General features: G+C 64.6%; 17 protein-coding genes. 9 read left to right on the top strand and 8 right to left on the bottom strand.

Translation table 11 applies throughout. The features are described 5' to 3' along the window. Window positions 1-71: 71 nt before the first annotated feature. From P5705_RS20420 to tcyJ, 4 genes are all read right to left on the bottom strand, one after another. Window positions 72-1,313 carry an SfnB family sulfur acquisition oxidoreductase gene (locus tag P5705_RS20420; RefSeq protein ID WP_277462731.1) on the bottom strand — a complete coding sequence of 414 codons (1,242 nt, stop codon included), beginning with the start codon at window positions 1,311-1,313 and terminating at the stop codon, window positions 72-74. A 312-nt stretch (window positions 1,314-1,625) separates the two neighbouring features. Beyond that, entirely contained in the window at window positions 1,626-2,387 is a 762-nt protein-coding gene (gene tcyN / locus P5705_RS20415; protein ID WP_277462730.1) for an L-cystine ABC transporter ATP-binding protein TcyN, read from the bottom strand. 1 nt (window position 2,388) lies between these two features. Then, window positions 2,389-3,057 (bottom strand): cystine ABC transporter permease, encoded by a 669-nt coding sequence (tcyL, locus tag P5705_RS20410; RefSeq protein ID WP_011531635.1) that lies wholly within the window; start codon window positions 3,055-3,057, stop codon window positions 2,389-2,391. Next, entirely contained in the window at window positions 3,054-3,848 is a 795-nt protein-coding gene (gene tcyJ / locus P5705_RS20405) for a cystine ABC transporter substrate-binding protein (RefSeq protein WP_277462729.1), read from the bottom strand. The genes tcyL and tcyJ overlap by 4 nt, the downstream gene beginning before the upstream one ends. 361 nt (window positions 3,849-4,209) lie before the next feature. On the opposite strand from tcyJ, the gene epsC reads away from it, so the two are divergent. Continuing rightward, window positions 4,210-5,142: a serine O-acetyltransferase EpsC gene (epsC, locus tag P5705_RS20400; protein WP_277462728.1), complete on the top strand. Its 933-nt coding sequence runs from the start codon at window positions 4,210-4,212 to the stop codon at window positions 5,140-5,142. 330 nt (window positions 5,143-5,472) lie between these two features. Continuing rightward, a complete protein-coding gene (betT, locus tag P5705_RS20395; RefSeq protein ID WP_277462738.1) occupies window positions 5,473-7,434 on the top strand; it encodes a choline transporter BetT in 1,962 nt (653 codons plus the stop codon). Between the two features lie 119 nt (window positions 7,435-7,553). On the opposite strand, the gene tauD is transcribed toward betT, so the two are convergent. Genes tauD through tauA form a run of 4 tightly spaced genes read right to left on the bottom strand, consistent with a single transcriptional unit; the run spans window position 7,554 to window position 11,036 of the window. Continuing rightward, window positions 7,554-8,387: a taurine dioxygenase gene (gene tauD / locus P5705_RS20390; protein WP_277462727.1), complete on the bottom strand. Its 834-nt coding sequence runs from the start codon at window positions 8,385-8,387 to the stop codon at window positions 7,554-7,556. 48 nt (window positions 8,388-8,435) lie between these two features. Beyond that, window positions 8,436-9,275 (bottom strand): taurine ABC transporter permease TauC, encoded by an 840-nt coding sequence (tauC, locus tag P5705_RS20385; protein WP_277462726.1) that lies wholly within the window; start codon window positions 9,273-9,275, stop codon window positions 8,436-8,438. After that, window positions 9,272-10,051 (bottom strand): taurine ABC transporter ATP-binding subunit, encoded by a 780-nt coding sequence (tauB, locus tag P5705_RS20380; protein WP_277462725.1) that lies wholly within the window; start codon window positions 10,049-10,051, stop codon window positions 9,272-9,274. Before tauB ends, tauC begins: the two co-directional genes overlap by 4 nt. A gap of 13 nt (window positions 10,052-10,064) precedes the next feature. Further along, window positions 10,065-11,036 (bottom strand): taurine ABC transporter substrate-binding protein, encoded by a 972-nt coding sequence (gene tauA / locus P5705_RS20375; protein ID WP_277462724.1) that lies wholly within the window; start codon window positions 11,034-11,036, stop codon window positions 10,065-10,067. A 632-nt stretch (window positions 11,037-11,668) separates the two neighbouring features. On the opposite strand from tauA, the gene P5705_RS20370 reads away from it, so the two are divergent. From P5705_RS20370 to ssuB, 7 genes are all read left to right on the top strand, one after another. Beyond that, complete coding sequence (locus P5705_RS20370) at window positions 11,669-13,021, top strand: OprD family porin (protein WP_277462723.1); 1,353 nt, start codon at window positions 11,669-11,671, stop codon at window positions 13,019-13,021. Window positions 13,022-13,186: 165 nt separating this feature from the next. Continuing rightward, window positions 13,187-13,825 carry a peroxiredoxin gene (locus P5705_RS20365; protein ID WP_011531644.1) on the top strand — a complete coding sequence of 213 codons (639 nt, stop codon included), beginning with the start codon at window positions 13,187-13,189 and terminating at the stop codon, window positions 13,823-13,825. A 333-nt stretch (window positions 13,826-14,158) separates the two neighbouring features. Continuing rightward, window positions 14,159-14,752, top strand: coding sequence for an NADPH-dependent FMN reductase (ssuE, locus tag P5705_RS20360; RefSeq protein WP_277462722.1), 594 nt, complete (start codon window positions 14,159-14,161; stop codon window positions 14,750-14,752). 96 nt (window positions 14,753-14,848) lie between these two features. After that, the gene (locus P5705_RS20355) at window positions 14,849-15,814 is read left to right on the top strand and encodes a sulfonate ABC transporter substrate-binding protein (RefSeq protein ID WP_277462721.1); all 966 of its coding nucleotides are present in this window, start codon (window positions 14,849-14,851) and stop codon (window positions 15,812-15,814) included. Window positions 15,815-15,873: 59 nt separating this feature from the next. Further along, window positions 15,874-17,022: an FMNH2-dependent alkanesulfonate monooxygenase gene (gene ssuD, locus P5705_RS20350; protein ID WP_277462720.1), complete on the top strand. Its 1,149-nt coding sequence runs from the start codon at window positions 15,874-15,876 to the stop codon at window positions 17,020-17,022. Window positions 17,023-17,033: 11 nt separating this feature from the next. Beyond that, a complete protein-coding gene (gene ssuC / locus P5705_RS20345; RefSeq protein ID WP_277462719.1) occupies window positions 17,034-17,831 on the top strand; it encodes an aliphatic sulfonate ABC transporter permease SsuC in 798 nt (265 codons plus the stop codon). Further along, window positions 17,831-18,643: an aliphatic sulfonates ABC transporter ATP-binding protein gene (gene ssuB / locus P5705_RS20340; RefSeq protein ID WP_248921208.1), complete on the top strand. Its 813-nt coding sequence runs from the start codon at window positions 17,831-17,833 to the stop codon at window positions 18,641-18,643. The genes ssuC and ssuB overlap by 1 nt, the downstream gene beginning before the upstream one ends. Window positions 18,644-18,648: the final 5 nt, after the last annotated feature.

The raw sequence follows: 18,648 nt of genomic DNA, 5'->3' as shown, positions 1-18,648 counted from the left end.
GGGCTGTTCGCCGGCAAGCCGGCTCCTACGGAGATTGCGTAGGGGCCGGTTTGCTGGCGAAGGGCCTTGAATCAGATCCAGGAATGGCGGGCAGGCAGGGTGCCGTTGAGGTAGTAGGCGCCGACGGCGTGGTATTTCCAGCGCACCGGGTCGTGCAGGGTGTGCACCCGGGCGTTGCGCCAGTGCCGGTCGAGGTTGAACTCGGCCAGGCTGGCGCGGCTGCCGGCCAGCTCGAAGAGTTTCTCGCTGGCCTGCAGCGAGATCTCGGTGGTGAGCACCTTGGCTTCGGCCACGGCGATCGATGCCCGCGCGGCGGCGGCATCGTCGACGGGCCCGGCGTTGACCTCGTCGAGCACCTTCGCGGCCTTGCGCAGCAGCGCTTCGGCGGCGTGCAGGTCGAGCTTGAGGCGGCCGATGTCGGCGATCACATAGGGGTCGTCGCTGTTGCGCTCGACCTTGGCTTCGATCCACGGCCGCGATTTCTCGCGCACGAACTGGATCGCGTCGTCGATGGCCGCCTCGGCGATGCCAGCGTCGATGGCGGCCTGGATCAGTTGCGAGGCCGCGCCCTGGGTGCTGGGTTGCTCCCGATGGCGCCAGTTGTCGATGACCAGGTCGGCGTCCACCGGCACCTGGTCGAGCAGCACGGTGCCGCTGGCGGTGGTGCGCTGGCCGAAGCCGGACCAGTCGTCGACGATGCGCAACCCTGGGCTGCCCCGGCGAACCAACGCCAGGCGCTGGCGCCCCTCGTCGTCCAGGGCCTTGACCGCCACCCAGTGGGCGTACAGGGCGCCGGTGGAGTAGAACTTCTCGCCGCTGAGGCGATAGCCATCGCCGTCGCGGGTGATGCGCGCCTTGAGTGTGAGCGTGTCCTTGGTGCCACGTTCGGGGCCGGCATTGCCGATGCGCCAGCCGTCGAGCACGGCGCGGAAGACCGCTTCCTGCTGGGCTTCGGTGGCCGTCAGGCGCACCAGCTGGAGGATGCCGAACTGGTTCTGCGGAATCTGCCCCAGCGCAGGGTCGGCGGCGCTGATCAGGCGGAAGACTTCGGCGATGGTCTCGAAGGACACTTCTGGGCCGCCGAAGGCCTTGGGCACGCTGATGCTGCCCAGGCCGCTGCGGGTGAACTGTTCGATCTCGGCCCATGGCAGCTTGCGCTGCTGGTCACGGCGGGCGGCCTGTTGGCGGGCCACCTGGGCCAGCTCGCGGGCGGCTTGCAGGGCCTCCTCGTCATTGCGCAGCACCTTGGCCGGCAGCAACAGGGGCGAGCTGTCGATATCGCTGTGGAATTGGGTAGTTGGCTGGCTGGACATCAGTACCGCTCCTTGGCTGCACTCAATGCCCTGGCGTTGGCCACTGGGGTGATTGTGTTCCTGACCATTCCTTACCTCACAAAGTTGAATGTGCCGCCTCAGCTGATGGCGACAGACGTTTGCTGGTCCGGTGGTCCGGTGGATATACCCTATTCGTTTATAAAAATTTTATGAACTAACTCTTTGGAATATATATAGAAGTCGGAATCGGCTTCGGGATGTGCGAAAGCATTCGCGGGTAAACCCGCTCCTACAGGTTCAGCAACGATCCTGTAGGAGCGGGTTTACCCGCGAAGAAGACAACGCCGGATTTCAGTCCTGCGCAGCGGTGGTCCCGAGGAACTTGCGGAGGAACTGCCGGGTGCGCTCTTCCTTTGGGTTGGCGAACAGCGCCTTGGCCTCACCCTGTTCGACGATCACGCCCTTGTCGAAGAAGATCACCCGGTTGGCCACGTCACGGGCGAAGCTCATCTCGTGGGTGACGATGATCATCGTGCGTTTCTCCTCGGCCAGGCCGCGAATGGTCGCCAACACCTCACCCACCAGTTCGGGGTCGAGCGCCGAGGTGGGTTCGTCGAAGAGGATCACCTCTGGCTCCATGGCCAGGGCACGGGCGATGGCCACCCGTTGCTGCTGGCCACCGGACAGCCGCCGGGGGTAGGCGTCTTCCTTGCCCGCCAGGCCGACCTTGGCCAGCAGGCGCCTGCCCAGCTCGATGGCCTGCTCGCGGGGCGTCTTCTTGACGATCACCGGCCCTTCGATGACGTTGTCCAGGGCAGTGCGGTGGGGGAACAGGTTGAAGTTCTGGAACACGAACCCGGCCTGCTGGCGCAGGCGGCGGATCGCGCTTTGCTGGCTGCCCAGCGGGCGGCCGGCATCGATGGTGATGTCGCCGATCTGGATACGCCCGGCATCGGGGGTTTCCAGCAGGTTGAGGCAGCGCAGGAAGGTGGTCTTGCCCGAGCCGCTGGGGCCGATGATGGCCACCACTTCGCCGGGTTGCACGGTCAGGTCGATGCCGTTGAGCACGGTCTGGCCCTTGAACCGTTTGGTCAGGCCCTCTACTACGATCATCTCAGTGCTCCTGGTCGTGCTGGTTGACCCGCGCTTCCATGCGGTTCTGGAAGTGCGCCAGGATGCTGCAGAGGATCCAGTAGACCACCGCGACAGCCAGGTACATGGTGAAGACTTCGAAGGTCCGGGCGGTGATCAGCTGCGCCTGGCGGAACAGCTCGGGCACCTGGATGGTCGCCGCCAGGGCGGTATCCTTGACCAGCGAGATGAAGCTGTTACCGAGGGGCGGCAGCGCGGTGCGCAAGGCCTGCGGCAGGATCGCCCGGCGCATGGCCTGGGTGCGGGTCATGCCGATGCTGGCCGCGGCTTCCCACTGGCCACGGTCGATCGAGGATATCGCGGCGCGGAGAATTTCGCAGATGTACGCCGCCATGTTCAGCGACAGGCCGATCAGCGACGCCGGGATCGGGTCGAGCTCGATACCGATCTGTGGCAGGCCGAAATAGATCACGAACAGCTGCACCAGCAGCGGCGTGCCCCGGAAGAACGACACATAGATGCGCGCCAGCCAGTCCAGCGGCAGGATCTTCGACAGCCGCATCAGTGCCAGGGCAAAGCCCAGTACCAGGCCGAAGAACATGCCGCCGACGCTGAGCAGCACGGTATAACCCGCGCCCTTCAACAGGAAGGGCACGGAGTCGACAACGAGTTGCAGGCTTTCAGCGATCATTTGGTGACATCGGCACCGAAGTATTTCTCGGACAGCTGTTTCAGCGTGCCGTCAGCCTTGAGCTTGTCGATGGCCTTGTTCAGCGCCGCGAGCAGTTCAGGCTCGCCCTTGCGCAGGGCCACGCCGCTTTCCAGGCGCGAGAACGGAGCGCCGGCGAGTTCGGTGTCCTTGGCTTTCTGCGCGTATTCCAGCGCGGCCAGGCGGTCGATCAGGATGGCGTCGATGCGGCCGTTGCGCAGGTCGGCGAACTTGGTCGGGTCGTCTTCATAGGTACGCACTTCGGCTTTCGGTACGTCCTGCTTGACCCATTGCTCGTAGTTGGTGCCCAGGCCCACGCCGACTTTCTTGCCCGCCAGGTCCTGGGCGGTCTTGATGTTCAGCTGCTCGGCCTTCTTCTTCAGGACCAGCGCCTGGATGCCGGAGATGGTGTAGGGCTCGGAGAAGTCGTACTTCTTCTTGCGCTCCTCGGAGATGGTGACCTGGTTGATCACCACGTCCAGGCGCTTGGATTCCAGGGCGGCGAGGATGCCATCCCATTTGGTCGGCTGGACCTTGGCCTTGACCCCCAGCTCCTTGGCCAGCAGCTCGGACAGTTCGACCTCGAAGCCGGCCAGCTTGCCGTTTTCGTCCTGGAAGCTGAACGGTGGGTAGGTGCCCTCCAGGCCGACGTTGATCACGCCTTTTTCCTGGATGGTCTTCAGTTGCTCGCCGGCAAAGGCCTGGCCGAGCAGGCCGGCGCCGAGCAGGAGCGCCAGGCTGGCGTTGAGAAGGGGTTTGGCGAATTTGGTCATGGCAGGCCTCGCGCTTGTTGTGGAAGTAGTGAGGTGGCGACTATAGAGGTGGGCTTTATAGGTCGGGAAATAATAAAAAATCATGTTGTTATTCCCATTTTGCCGAATGCAATGACTTATGCCCGACTTAGCTCAGGATGGAATAAAGCGTTGTTTTTTCCAAGAGGCAGATTTGACGTATCTTGGCTTACACCCTCCCTGTAGGAGCGGCCTTGTGCCGCGAAGGGGCCGCGTAGCGGCCCCGTCGACAGAGGCTTCTGCGCGAAGATCCCAGGGCCGCTGTGCGGCCCCTTCGCGGCACAAGGCCGCTCCTACAGGGAACGTGTGCATACCGAGAAAGCCGCCTGGCAGGAGAAACACCGTGAGCGAACAACCATCAACAGGGCATTGGCAATTGCAGGGCATTGTCAGTGGCCTGCGCAGTGCCCGTGAACAGTGGCGCAGCCGCAACGGCCGCAGCAGCGGTGAGCAGGGCGGGCGTGAACTGCCGTCGCGCGAAGCGATGCGGCAGATTCTCGAGCAACTGTGTGGCGCGCTGTTCCCGATGCGCCTGGGCCCGGTGGACCTGCGCGAAGAGAGCGAGGATTTCTACGTCGGCCATACCCTCGACGCCGCGCTGACTGCCTTGCTGGTACAGGCCCGCCTGGAACTGCGCTATGCCGCGCGCCACGGCAAGACCGAGGTCACCGATGTCGACGGCCACGCCCTGCGCTTGATCCAGGACTTCGCCGCGGCCCTGCCGGCTCTGCGCGTGCTGCTCGACACTGATGTGCTGGCCGCCTACCACGGCGACCCGGCGGCGCGCAGCGTCGATGAAGTGCTGCTGTGCTATCCCGGCATCCTGGCGATCATCCACCACCGCCTGGCCCACCACCTGTACCAGGCCGGCCTGCCGCTGCTGGCGCGGATCAGCTCGGAGCTGGCGCACTCGGCCACCGGTATCGACATCCACCCTGGCGCGCGCATTGGCCAGAGCTTCTTCATCGACCATGGCACCGGCGTGGTGATCGGCGAGACCGCGATCATCGGCGAGCGGGTGCGCATCTACCAGGCGGTGACTCTGGGCGCCAAGCGCTTCCCCAGCGACGAGTCGGGCACCCTGCACAAGGGCCTGGCGCGCCACCCGATCGTCGAAGACGACGTGGTGATCTATGCCGGCGCAACCATTCTCGGGCGGATCACCATCGGCAAGGGCTCTACCATCGGCGGCAACGTGTGGCTGACCCGCAGCGTGCCGGCTGACAGCAACATCACCCAGGCCAACCTGCAGCTGGATTGCCAGGATAAGAACTGACCACGGATTGTTGTTGGCTTTTCTGATTTGTTCGCCGGCAAGCCGGCTCCTACGTGTAGCGTAAACCCGTCTAGACCGTAGGATCTGGCTTGCCAGCGAAGGGCTGCAATACAGCCCCGCCAGGCTCCCGCCCAGCGACATCGGGTCGCATTGAACGCCGATCCATGTTTAACTTGAACGCTTGTTCAACGAAAAACGCTGGTCCATTGCCGGTGTTCAAAAGGAGGAATCGCCTTTGCTGAACCCGTTCAATCCGAACCTCACGTCCTTCGACGAGGTGCCCGTTCAATGAGTGCACCGACCCCCGAGCTTGCCAACGGCAAGATCCGCATGAACCCCCCCGTGTTCTACTTCGCGGCCAGTTTCATCCTCATTTTTGGCCTGGTGGTCATCGCCCAGCCGCAAGCGGCGGGCGAGTGGTTGCTGGCGGCGCAGAACTGGGCGGCCAACACCGTCGGCTGGTACTACATGCTGGCCATGACGCTGTACCTGGTCTTCGTGGTGGTCACCGCCTTGTCCGGCTACGGCAAGCTCAAGCTCGGTGCCGACCACGACGAACCCGAGTTCAGCTACCTGTCCTGGGCCGGCATGCTGTTCGCCGCCGGCATCAGCATCACCCTGTTCTTCTTCTGCGTCTCCGAGCCGCTGACCCATATGCTGCAGCCACCGCAGGGCGAAGCGGGCACGGCCGAGGCCGGGCGCCAGGCGATGCAGATCCTGTTCCTGCACTGGGGCCTGCACGGCTGGGGCGTGTTCGCCTTCGTCGGCATGGCGCTGGCCTACTTCGCCTACCGCCACAACCTGCCGCTGGCCCTGCGTTCGGCGCTGTACCCGCTGATTGGCAAGCGCATCAATGGCCCGATCGGCTACGCGGTGGACGGCTTCGGCATCATCGCCACGGTGTTCGGCCTGGGCGCCGACATGGGCTTTGGCGTGCTGCACCTGAACGCCGGCCTCGACTACCTGTTCGGCATCAGCCACAGCCAGTGGGTGCAGGTGCTGCTGATCGTCCTGATGATGGGCGCGGCGGTGGCCGTGGCGGTCGCCGGGGTGGAAAAAGGTGTGCGGGTGATGAGCGACATCAACCTGTTCCTGGCCTGCGCGCTGCTGCTGTTCGTGCTGTTCGCCGGCCCCACCCAGCACCTGTTCAACACCTTGATCCAGAACCTCGGTGACTACCTGGGTGCCTTGCCGCGCAAGAGCTTCGATGTGTACGCCTATGGCGAGAACCGCGACTGGCTGGGTGGCTGGACGGTGTTCTACTGGGCCTGGTGGATTGCCTGGGCGCCGTTCGTGGGCTTGTTCATCGCACGCATTTCCCGTGGCCGCACCATCCGCGAGTTCGTCTTCGGCGTGTTGTTGATCCCGCTGGGCTTCACCCTGGCGTGGATGTCGATCTTCGGCAACAGCGCCATGACCCAGGTGCTCGACCACGGCATGACTGCCCTCGGCCAGTCGGCCCTGGACAACCCGTCGATGAGCCTGTACCTGCTGCTGGAAACCTACCCCTGGAGCAAGACGGTGATCGCCGTGACGGTGTTCATCAGCTTTGTGTTCTTCGTCACTTCGGCCGACTCCGGCACCGTGGTGCTGTCGACGCTGTCGGCCAAGGGCGGCGGCGCCGACGAGGATGGTCCGAACTGGCTGCGGATCTTCTGGGGCGCGATGACCGCGCTGATCACCGGCGGCCTGTTGTTCGCCGGCAGCATTGATTCGTTGAAGTCGGCGGTGGTGCTGACCTCGCTGCCGTTCTCGCTGATCCTGCTGTGCATGATGTGGGGGCTGCACAAGGCGTTCTACCTGGAAAGCCAGCGGCAGATCGCGCAGATGCACTCGCTGGCGCCGTTCGCCCAGTCGCGGCGCGGGCGTGGTGGCTGGCGCCAGCGCCTGAGCCAGGCCGTGCACTTCCCGTCGCGGGACGAGGTGTACCGCTTCATGGATGACGTGGTGCGCCCGGCGATCGCCGAGGTGCGCGAGGTGTTCGAGCAGAAGGGCCTGGTGCTGATCACCCAGGATGACCCGAGCCACGACAACGTCAGCCTGAAGATCGGCCATGGCGAGGAACAGCCGTTCATCTACCTGGTGCAGATGCGCGGGTACTTCACGCCTTCGTTCGCGCTGGGTGGACTGGGTACCCAGGAGTTGAAGAACCGCCGCTACTACCGGGCGGAGGTGCACCTTTCCGAAGGCAGCCAGAACTACGACCTGGTGGGCTACAGCAAGGAGCAGATCATCAACGACATCCTCGACCAGTACGAGCGGCACATGCAGTACCTGCATCTGGTCAGGTAGATTGCTGGGGCCGCTTTGCGGCCCTTTCGCGGCACAAGGCCGCTCCTACAGGTGGACGCGATCTCCTGTAGGAGCGGCCTTGTGCCGCGAACGGAGGCCAAAGGACTCCCCAAGACCCTTTAGAACGGTGCATCACCCAGGATGGTCGCCCGGTGCATCACCCGCCGGCTCGGCCGGTAGTCATCCACCGCGAAATGCTGCGTGACGCGGTTGTCCCAGAACGCCACGTCGTTCTCCTGCCAACGCCAGCGAATGCTGAACTCCGGCCGTGTCGCATGGGCGAACAGCAGCTTGAGCAGCGCCTCGCTCTCCTGCTCGTTCAGTTCGTTGATGCGCGTGGTGAACCCTTCGTTGACGAACAACGCCTTGCGCCCGCTGACCGGATGGGTGCGCACCACCGGGTGCGACAGCGGCGGGTTGTTGCGCCGGGCCGTCTCCCAGCGTGCCAGGTCCTCCGGCGTGGTGCCGAAGCGCTCGAGCGGGAACGACTTGGTGAAGTCATGGGTGGCGGTCAGCCCATCGAGCATCTCGCGCAGCGGCGCCGACAGCGCTTCGAAAGCGGCGATGCCGCTGGCCCACAAGGTGTCGCCACCGTAGGCGGGCAACTGTTTGGCACTGAGTACCGCACCCAGCGCGGGCGTCGGCAGGAAGGTCACGTCGGTGTGCCACACGGCGTTGTCGCGCACGTCGGTGACCGCCGTGTCGAGGATCAGCACCTGCGGGGTGTCCGGCACGTTGGGGTAGATCGGGTGGATGTGCAGGTCACCGAAGCGCGCGGCGAAACGTGCCTGTTGCTCGGGGGTGATCGGCTGCTCGCGGAAGAACAGCACCTGGTGCTTGAGCAGCGCCTGCTCGATGGCGTCGCGCTGTTCGACGGTGATCTCGCGGCTGATGTCCACGCCGCTGATCTGCGCGCCGAGGGCCGGGCTGAGAGGGGTTACGGTCAGGCTCATGTCATTTCTCGTTCCAGGTGCCGGGTTGCCGGCGTGGTCATTCGGCTATCAATGGCTCTGCCCATGCCAGGGCACCAGCTTGCGTTGCAGGGCGCGCAGGCCCATCTCCAGGGCGAAGGCGATCAGGGCGATCAGCAGGATCCCCAGCACCACCACGTCGGTGACCAGGAACTGCGCCGCCGACTGCACCATGAAGCCCAGGCCGCTGGTGGCGGCGATCAGTTCGGCGGCGACCAGGGTCGACCAGCCCACGCCCAGGCCGATACGGATGCCGGTGAGGATGTCGGGCAGGGCGCTGGGCAGGATCACATGGCGGATCAGCTGGGCCTGGGTGGCGCCCAGCGACTGGGCGGCGCGCAACTTGGCCGGGTCGACGGTGCGCACGCCGGTGGCGGTGGCGATGGCGATCGGGGCGAAGATCGCCAGGTAGATCAGCAGCACCTTCGACAGCTCGCCGATGCCACACCAGATCACGATCAGGGGCAGGTAGGCCAGTGGCGGGATCGGCCGGTAGAACTCGATCAGCGGGTCGAGGATGCCACGGGCGACGCGGTTGTAGCCGATGGCCAGGCCCACCGGGATGGCGGTGAGCGTTGCGGCCAGCAGGGCCAGGCCGATGCGGCCGAGGCTGGCGCCCAGGTGCTGCCACAGGCTGGCGTCCATGTAGCCCTGGGTGAGCAGGGCCCAGCCCTTGGCCAGGATGTCGCCGGGTGGCGGCAGGAACAGCGGTTCGATCCAGCCGGCGGCGGTCACCAGCCACCAGGCCAGCAGCAGGGTGGCGAGGGTCAGGGTGCTGATCCAGCGGGTCGGCAAGGGCTTGCGGGGTTTCACTTCAGGTTGCGTCCGTTGTGCCTGCTTGGCGGCGGCCGGCAATTCGATGCTGCTCATGCGGACTCCTGGCGTTGCGAGAATACCCGTGCCAGCACGTGCTCGCGGGTTTCGATGAAGCGGGGATCGGACTTGATCGCGCGGGCCGACTCGCCAGCGGCATAGCGCTGGCCGAAGTCCAGTTGCAGGCGCTCGACCACACGCCCGGGGTTGGGTGCCAGCAGCACCAGTTCGGTAGCGAGGAACACCGCTTCCTCGATGTCATGGGTGATCAGGAACACCGGCTTGGCGGTGCGCTGCCAGACCTGCAGCAACAGCTCCTGCATCTGTTCACGGGTGAAGGCGTCGAGGGCACCGAAGGGTTCGTCCATCAGCAACACCCGAGGGTCGGCGGCCAGCGCACGGGCCAGGCCCACGCGCTGTTTCTGCCCACCCGAGAGTTGCCAGACACGCCGTTCGGCGAAGCCCGCCAGGTCGACCAGCGCCAGCATCTCGCGGGCCTTGGCTTCGCGCTGGGCGCGGGGCGCGCCGGCCAGTTCCAGGCCGAAGGCGACGTTGGCCAGCACATCCTGCCAGGGCAACAGGGCATCGTCCTGGAACACCACGCCGCGCTCGGCGCCGGGGCCTTGCACCGGCGCGCCGTCGAGGGTGATGCGCCCGTCGCTGGGGGCGACGAACCCGGCGATCAGGTTGAGCAGCGAGGTCTTGCCGCTGCCGGAAGGCCCGAGGGCCACCAGCAGTTGGCGTGGCCCGAGGCTCAGGTTGATGTCTGCCAGCACCGGGGTGGAGGCGCCGGGGTACTGTGCGCTGATGCGCTCCAGTTCAAGCAAGGCCATGACGGGCTCCGGATCAGTTGGGCAGGTATTGGGCGCTGACGTAGGGCGAGTAGTCCGGCAGCACGGCTTCGACCTTGCCCTGTTGCTTGAGGAAGGTGGCGGTGTCGGTCAGTGCCTGGGTAGTCGGCGCGCCGAGGGCGCTGGCTTGGTCGGCGGCCAGCGGGTAGACGTTGCCCTGCAGCAGCACCGGGATATCGGCCGCCTTGGCGCCGGACAGCTTGACCAGCTTGGCGACGTTGTCCTTGTCGGCCAGCCAGGCTTGCGGGTCCTTGCGGTAGTCGGCGTAGGCGTCGAGGGTCACCTTGGCGAACGACTTGACGATCTCCGGGTGCTTGGCGGCGAAGTCCTTGCGCACGATCCAGGCGTCGAAGGTCGGGGCGCCTTTCTCGGCCAGTTCGCCGGAGGTGATCAGCACCTTGCCGTTCTCCTTGGCCACCCCCAGCGCCGGGTCCCAGACGTAGGTGGCGTCGATGTCGCCACGCTTCCAGGCGGCGATGATCGCCGGTGGCGCCAGGTTGAGGATCTGCACCTTGGAGGGGTCGATGTTCCAGGCCTTCAGCGCGGCCAGCAGGCTGTAGTGGCCGGTGGAGACGAAAGGCACGGCGACTTTCTTGCCGACCAGGTCCTGCGGGGTCTTGATGCTGTCGCGGGCGACCAGCGCCTCGCCGGCGCCGATCTGGGTGGCGATCAGGAAGGTCTCGACCGGCAGCTTGCGGGTGGCGGCGGCGGCCAGGGGGCTGGAGCCGAGATAGCCGATTTGTACGTCGCCCGAGGCCACGGCGGTGATCACGTCGGCGCCGTTATCGAACTTGCGCCAGTCGATGCTGGCCTTGCTGTCCTTTTCATAGGTGCCATCGACCTGGGCCACCTTGGCCGGGTCGACGGTGGTCTGGTAGGCGACGGTCAGGTCGGCGGCCTGGGCCAACCAGCTGGCGCTGGCGAGGGTCAGGGCGGCGAACAGGCGCAGCGGAGCATGCGGGATCATGGTTGAACCTCTCGTCAGGCAAATGGGGGTATGGATGGCGAGAAGACTAGATGATCTAAGAAACTAAAAATAAATAACCTTTTTGCATTAGCTTAAAAGCCAAATGCTCTGAGCCTGGCAGGTGTCCAGGGAACAAAACCCAACCCATTGATCGGATACGACTTCTGTAGGAGCGGCTTCAGCCGCGATCACCCGCGAAGCGGGTGCCGGATACTGCGGCGCCTGCATCGCGGCTAAAGCCGCTCCTACAGAGGGTGCTCGGCCGCCGACTGGCGGAATCCGGGTTCCCTGCTAGCCTTTTTCGGCTCCGCTTGGTCGGGCAACGGGCCGCTCTGCGGCAAACGTTTGCACATAACCTAAAGGTATGATTGACAGCGTCGATACATCGAATGGCTGTAAAGGTTCCAATGTTATTCCGTAAAAATCTTACAGATTCATAAAACGGTCATTTTGGATTTATAGGATTGTCATTATCCTGTAGCGCAGGTTGCGGGTTAGACCAAAGTCGCAAATCGCCCGTCAACGATTGACTTGGCGGTCACGCATTGGTGCTAAATCGCCAATCCAGGCGAGTGGGGCAGAAGATCCCGCCGCTTGAGACGCACAAAAATTAGAACGTAGAGGAGCAAAGCATGTACAAGTCCAGCCTGGCCCTGGCCGTGGCACTGGGGGTTCTCGCCCAACAAGCAGGCGCTGCAGGTTTCATCGAGGACAGCAAGCTGTCCGTGAGCTCGCGCACCATGTACTTCAACAACGACAACCGTGAAGCGCCTGGCAGCAAGCCACGCCCAGATGTGCGTGAGTCGGGTCAAGGTTTCAAGCTTGACTACATCTCCGGCTTCACCCAAGGCACCGTAGGCTTTGGTGTTGATGCACAGGCTCTGTGGGGTATTCACCTGGATGGTGGCAAGGGTTACCACCAGGATGGCAGTACCTTCATGCCGAGCGACAGCAATGGTTCCTCCGTGGCCCAATGGGCCCGCTTCGGTGCCAACGCCAAGGCTCGTTTCTCGAAGACTGAAGCCCATTTCGGTAGCGCTCTCGCTCCGAACCTGCCAATTCTCGTTTCCAACGATGGCCGTCTGCTGCCGCAAACCTTCGAGGGTGGCATCGTCACCTCCAAGGAAATCGACAACCTGACCATCAATGCCGGTCAACTGACCCACGCGATGGGCCGTGCTTCGAGCAATCGCACCGGGCTGTCCGTGCAGGGCGCGTACCGCGACAGCAACAAGTTCCGTTTCGGTGGCCTGGACTACAAGCTCACGCCTGACCTGACCTTGCAGTACTACTACTCGAACCTGGAAGACTTCTACAAACAGCACTTCCTGGGTGCTACCCACGTCTTCAAGATCGCCGACGATCAGTCGTTCAAAACCGATCTGCGCTACTTTGACAGCAGCAGTGACGGCAAGAACGGCAGCGGTAACGGCTACAACTTCGGTAACAACGGTGGCTACGCCAAGCACACCGGCGAAGTCGACAACAAGACCTGGTCGGCCATGTTCACCTACACCTTGGGTGGCCACGCGCTGATGCTGGGTCATCAGCAGGTCAGCGATGATGGCGGCTTTGTCTGGCTGAACCAGGGCAGCGTGCGCAAGGACGGCTCCACCTCTCCGTTGGAGGGTAATGGCGGCGCGAGCTTCTACCTGTTCACCGACAGCATGATCAACCAGTTCGCCAAGGCCGGTGAGAACACCACCTTCGGTCAGTACTCCTACGACTTCGCTCGTCTGGGCGTGCCGGGCCTGAAAGCATCGGTTGCCTACCTGCGTGGTGAAGATGGCCGTGCCACCAATGGCCATGGCACCTTCAGCGAATGGGAACGTGACGCTCGCGTCGACTACGTTCTGCAGGAAGGCACGCTCAAAGGCCTGGGCTTCAGCCTGCGCCAGGGTGTCTACCGTGGTACCGGTTCGGGTTCCGCGAACGACCAGGATCAAACTCGCTTCATCGTCAACTACACTTACGCCTTCATGTAAGTCGTAGCTGCACAGAAAAAGCCTCGCCTAGTGCGAGGCTTTTTTGTACCTGCAATTTCGTATGCAATATGGTTATAAATAAATCGATATTTATTCTTTTTGTTTTTAATCAGAAGCAGGCACATTGAACCCATCCAGGCCAGACACAGCACAGGAGCCGCTTCCATGAGCCTCAAACTCGGCGACATCGCCCCCGATTTCGAACAGGATTCCAGCGCCGGCAAGATCCGCTTCCACGAATGGCTGGGCAACAGCTGGGGCGTGCTGTTCTCCCACCCGGCCGACTTCACCCCGGTGTGCACCACCGAGCTGGGCCTGACCGCCAAGCTCAAGGATGATTTCGCCAAGCGCGGCGTGAAAGCCATTGCCCTGTCGGTGGATCCGGTCGACTCGCACCACAAGTGGATCGATGACATCAACGAGACCCAGAACACCGTGGTCAACTTCCCGATCATCGCCGACGCCGACCGCAAGGTTTCCGACCTCTACGACCTGATTCACCCCAATGCCAGCGACACCCTCACCGTGCGCTCGCTGTTCGTCATCGACCCGAACAAGAAGGTGCGCCTGACCATCACCTATCCGGCCAGTACCGGGCGCAACTTCAACGAGATCCTGCGGGTGATCGACTCGTTGCAGCTGACCGACAACTACAAGGTCGCCACCCCGGGCAACTGGCAGGACGGCGACGAAGTGGTGATCGTGCCCTCGCTGAAGGACGAAGACGAAATCAAGCAGCGCTTCCCGAAAGGGTACCGGGCGGTGAAACCCTATCTGCGGCTGACCCCGCAACCGAATCGTTAAGGAATTCCTCGTTGTATTGCTCTTAGCCAAGCAGGGATCTTCGGGCCGTTTCGACGGCCCTTTTTTATGCCTGCCGAACGGCATGCACGATCCCTGTATCCCTGTAGGAGCGGCTTTAGCCGCGATGCAAGCACCGCGGTTCCTGGCACCCGCTTCGCGGGTGATCGCGGCTGAAGCCGCTCCTACAGGGGGCGTTATTCAATATCTCCAATAGGAATAAATACATAAAAAAATATGATTTATAGATATATGTGACGAGCTGTTAATGTCACTTGCATCCAGCGGGGCCAACCCCCTCGCGGCCCTGCAATCGAATCGAAGGAAGCGCTTTCAATGCTGGTTGTTTCTGTCGGTGGTAGCCCCAGTCTTCGTTCACGCTCCGGCGTGCTGCTAGAACGCGCGCGCGACTGGCTGCAGGAGCGCGGCGTCGAGGTGGTGACTTTCCAGGTGCGGGAGTTCCCCGCCGAGGACCTGCTCCACGCGCGCTTCGACAGCCCGCAGGTGCGCCACTTCAACGAACTGGTGGCCCAGGCCGACGGCCTGGTGGTTGCCACCCCGGTGTACAAGGCATCGTTCGCCGGCGCGCTGAAGACCCTGCTCGACCTGCTGCCCGAGCGCGCCCTGGAACACAAAGTGGTACTGCCGATCGCCACCGGCGGCAGCATCGCCCACATGCTCGCCGTGGACTACGCGCTCAAGCCCGTGCTGTCGGCCCTCAAGGCCCAGGAGACCCTGCAAGGGATCTTCGCCGACGACGGCCAGATCGCCTACGGCGAAGGCAGCAAGCCGGCGCAACTGGCGCCCGCCCTCGAGCAGCGCCTGCTGGATTCGCTGGAAACGTTCCACAGCGCCCTGGCGCGCCGGCCTCGGCCAGTCGCCCCCGGCGTGCTCAACGAACGCCTGATCAATGCCCGCTGGAGCATCTGAACCCGGCCACCACCGCTTCATCGCTGTTCCCACCTTACTCGCCCGCCAACGAGGCAAGCAGGTGCTACCCGAACCTAACTCGCACAGGAGAGCGCCATGCGCACAGTCTTCTTGCGTCGCGGTCTGGTCGCCCTGTTTGCGGCGGCTGTGTCCTTCGGCGCCATCACCCAAGCCCAGGCCGAAAGCCTGCGCATCGGTTACCAGAAATACGGCACCCTGGTGCTGCTCAAGGCCAAGGGCTCGCTGGAGAAGCGCCTGGCCGAGCAGGGCATCCAGGTGCAATGGACCGAATTCCCCGGCGGCCCGCAGTTGCTCGAAGGGCTCAACGTCGGCTCCATCGATTTCGGCGTGACCGGCGAAACGCCGCCGGTGTTCGCCCAGGCCGCGGGCGCCGACCTGCTCTACGTCGCCTACGAGCCGCCTGCGCCACACAGCGAGGCGATTCTTGTGCCCAAGGGTTCGTCGATCCAGTCGGTGAAAGAGCTCAAAGGCAAGAAAGTCGCCCTCAACAAGGGCTCGAACGTCCATTACCTGCTGGTTCGCGCCCTTGAAGACGCCGGCCTCACCTATGCCGACATCCAGCCTGTCTACCTGCCGCCCGCCGACGCCCGCGCCGCCTTCGAGCGCGGCAGCGTGGATGCCTGGGTGATCTGGGACCCTTACCAGGCTGCCGCCGAGCAACAGCTGCAGGCCCGCGTTCTGCGCGACGGCAAGGGCCTGGTCGACAACCACCAGTTCTACCTCGCCACCCGTGGCTATGCCACTCAGCACCCGACGGTGATCAACACCCTGGTCGAGGAAGTGCGCGCCGTGGGCCAGTGGTCCCAGGCCAACCCGCAGCAGGTCACCGACCAGGTCGCGCCGCTGCTCGGCCTGCCCGCCGACATCACGCTCACCTCGGTGAAGCGCCAGGGCTATGGCGCCACGCCGCTGACCCCGGAAGTCATCACCGCGCAGCAGAAGATCGCCGACACCTTCACGGCCCTGAAGCTGATCCCCAAGCCCTTGAACATCAAGGACGTGATCTGGACACCCCCGGCCAAGGTCGCCAGTGCGCCTTGAACGATTCGCCGTGCCGGGGCGCCGCCCCGGCTTGAGCCACCCTTGAGGAGACAACTCCAATGAGCCTTGACATCTTCTGGTTCCTCCCCACCCACGGTGACGGCAAGTACCTGGGCACCACCGAAGGCGCCCGCGCCGTCGACCACGGCTACCTGAGCCAGATCGCCCAGGCCGCCGATCGTCTTGGATTCGGCGGCGTGCTGATCCCCACCGGGCGTTCCTGCGAGGACTCCTGGCTGGTGGCGGCGTCGCTGATCCCGGTGACCGAACGCCTGAAGTTCCTGGTCGCCCTGCGCCCGGGGATCATTTCGCCGACCGTGGCGGCGCGCCAGGCGGCCACCCTGGACCGCCTGTCCAATGGCCGCGCGCTGTTCAACCTGGTGACCGGTGGCGACCCGGACGAACTGGCCGGTGACGGCCTGCACCTCAACCACCAGGAGCGCTATGAGGCGTCGGTGGAGTTCACCCGCATCTGGCGCAAGGTACTCGAAGGCGAAGTGGTCGACTACGACGGCAAGCACCTCCAGGTGAAGGGCGCCAAGCTGCTCTATCCGCCGATCCAGCAACCGCGCCCGCCGCTGTATTTCGGCGGCTCGTCCGACGCCGCCCAGGACCTGGCCGCCGAGCAGGTCGAGCTGTACCTGACCTGGGGCGAGCCGCCGGCCGCCGTGGCCGAGAAGATCGCCCAGGTGCGCGAGAAAGCCGCAGCCCTTGGCCGTGAAGTGCGCTTCGGCATCCGCCTGCACGTGATCGTGCGGGAAACCAACGAAGAAGCCTGGGCCGCCGCCGACAAACTCATCTCGCACCTGGACGACGACACCATCGCCCGTGCCCAGGCCTCGCTGGCGCGCTTCGACTCGGTCGGCCAGCAACGCATGGCCGCCCTGCACGGCGGCAAGCGCGACAAGCTGGAGGTGGCGCCGAACCTGTGGGCCGGCGTCGGCCTGGTGCGTGGTGGCGCCGGCACCGCGCTGGTGGGCGATGGCCCGACCGTCGCGGCGCGGGTCAAGGAGTATGCGGACCTGGGGATCGACACCTTCATCTTCTCCGGCTACCCCCACCTGGAAGAGTCGTACCGTGTCGCCGAGCTGCTGTTCCCGCACCTGGACGTGCAGCGCCCGGAACAACCGAAAAGCGGTGGCTATGTCAGCCCGTTCGGTGAAATGGTCGCCAACGACATCCTGCCCAAGTCCGTGTCGCAGAGCTGAGGACCGAGGCCATGAGTCGTGCGTCTTCTACTACCTGGCCGCAGCGCCTGGCGCCCTGGGCCTTGCCGATCCTGCTGGTGGCGGTGTGGCAACTGGCGGTCAGCGCCGGCTGGCTGTCGACCCGCATCCTGCCGGCCCCGAGCGCGGTGGTGAGCGCAGGCGTCGAACTGGTGCGCAGCGGCGAAATCTGGACCCACCTGGCCATCAGTGGCTGGCGTGCCGGCCTTGGTTTTCTCATCGGGGGCAGCCTGGGGCTGTTGCTGGGCTTCATCACCGGCCTTTCGAACTGGGGCGAGCGCCTGCTCGACAGCTCGGTGCAGATGATCCGCAACGTGCCGCACCTGGCGCTGATCCCGCTGGTGATCCTGTGGTTCGGAATCGACGAGTCGGCGAAGATCTTCCTGGTGGCGCTGGGGACGCTGTTCCCCATCTACCTGAACACTTACCACGGCATCCGCAATGTCGACCCGGCGCTGGTGGAGATGGCGCGCAGCTACGGGTTGTCGGGCTTCGCCCTGTTCCGCCAGGTGATCCTGCCGGGCGCACTGCCGTCGATCCTGGTGGGAGTGCGCTTCGCCCTCGGGTTCATGTGGCTGACGCTGATCGTCGCCGAGACCATTTCGGCCAACTCCGGCATCGGCTACCTGGCGATGAGCGCCCGGGAGTTCCTGCAGACCGACGTGGTGGTGTTGGCCATCGTCCTGTACGCGGTGCTTGGCAAGTGCGCCGACCTGGCCGCCCGTGGCCTGGAGCGTGTGTGGCTGCGCTGGCACCCGGCGTACCAGGAGGCGAAGAGGGAGGCTGTGTGATGACCGTGCTCAAGGAACAGCCGCCACGCCTGCTGCGTGGCATCCCCCTGGCGGCCAACGACCTGCGCCGCACCTTCGGCCAGCGTGAAGTCCTGCGCGGTGTCGACCTGCACATTCCGGCCGGCCAGTTCGTCGCCATCGTCGGGCGCAGTGGCTGTGGCAAGAGCACCTTGCTGCGCCTGCTGGCCGGGCTCGACCAGCCCAGCGGCGGCGAGCTGCTGGCCGGCGCCGCGCCGCTGGCCGAGGCCCGCGAGGACACTCGGTTGATGTTCCAGGATGCGCGCCTGTTGCCCTGGAAGAAGGTGATCGACAACGTTGGCCTGGGGTTGTCCGGCAACTGGCGGCCCCGCGCCCTGGAGGCGTTGGAAGCGGTCGGCCTGGCCGAGCGCGCCCATGAATGGCCGGCGGCCTTGTCCGGTGGCCAGAAACAGCGGGTGGCCCTGGCCCGTGCGCTGATTCACCAGCCGCGCCTGCTGCTGCTGGACGAACCGCTCGGTGCGCTGGACGCCCTGACCCGTATCGAGATGCAGCAACTGATCGAGCGCCTGTGGCGCCAGCATGGCTTCACCGTGCTGTTGGTCACCCACGACGTCAGCGAAGCCGTCGCCGTGGCTGATCGGGTGATCCTGATCGAAGACGGCGCCGTCGGCCTGGACCTGGTCGTCGACCTGCCACGGCCGCGGGTGCGAGGTTCGCACCGCCTGGCGGCGCTGGAAAGCGAAGTGCTCAACCGTGTCCTTTCCGTCCCGGGCACCCCGCCCGAGCCGGAACCTGTAGCACCTTTGCCCACGCACCTGCGTTGGGCCCACTGAACCCC

The organism is Pseudomonas entomophila (assembly GCF_029478665.1).
GTDB classification, from domain to species: Bacteria; Pseudomonadota; Gammaproteobacteria; order Pseudomonadales; family Pseudomonadaceae; genus Aquipseudomonas; species Aquipseudomonas entomophila_F.
This window is presented reverse-complemented; position numbering and strand designations above follow the sequence as displayed.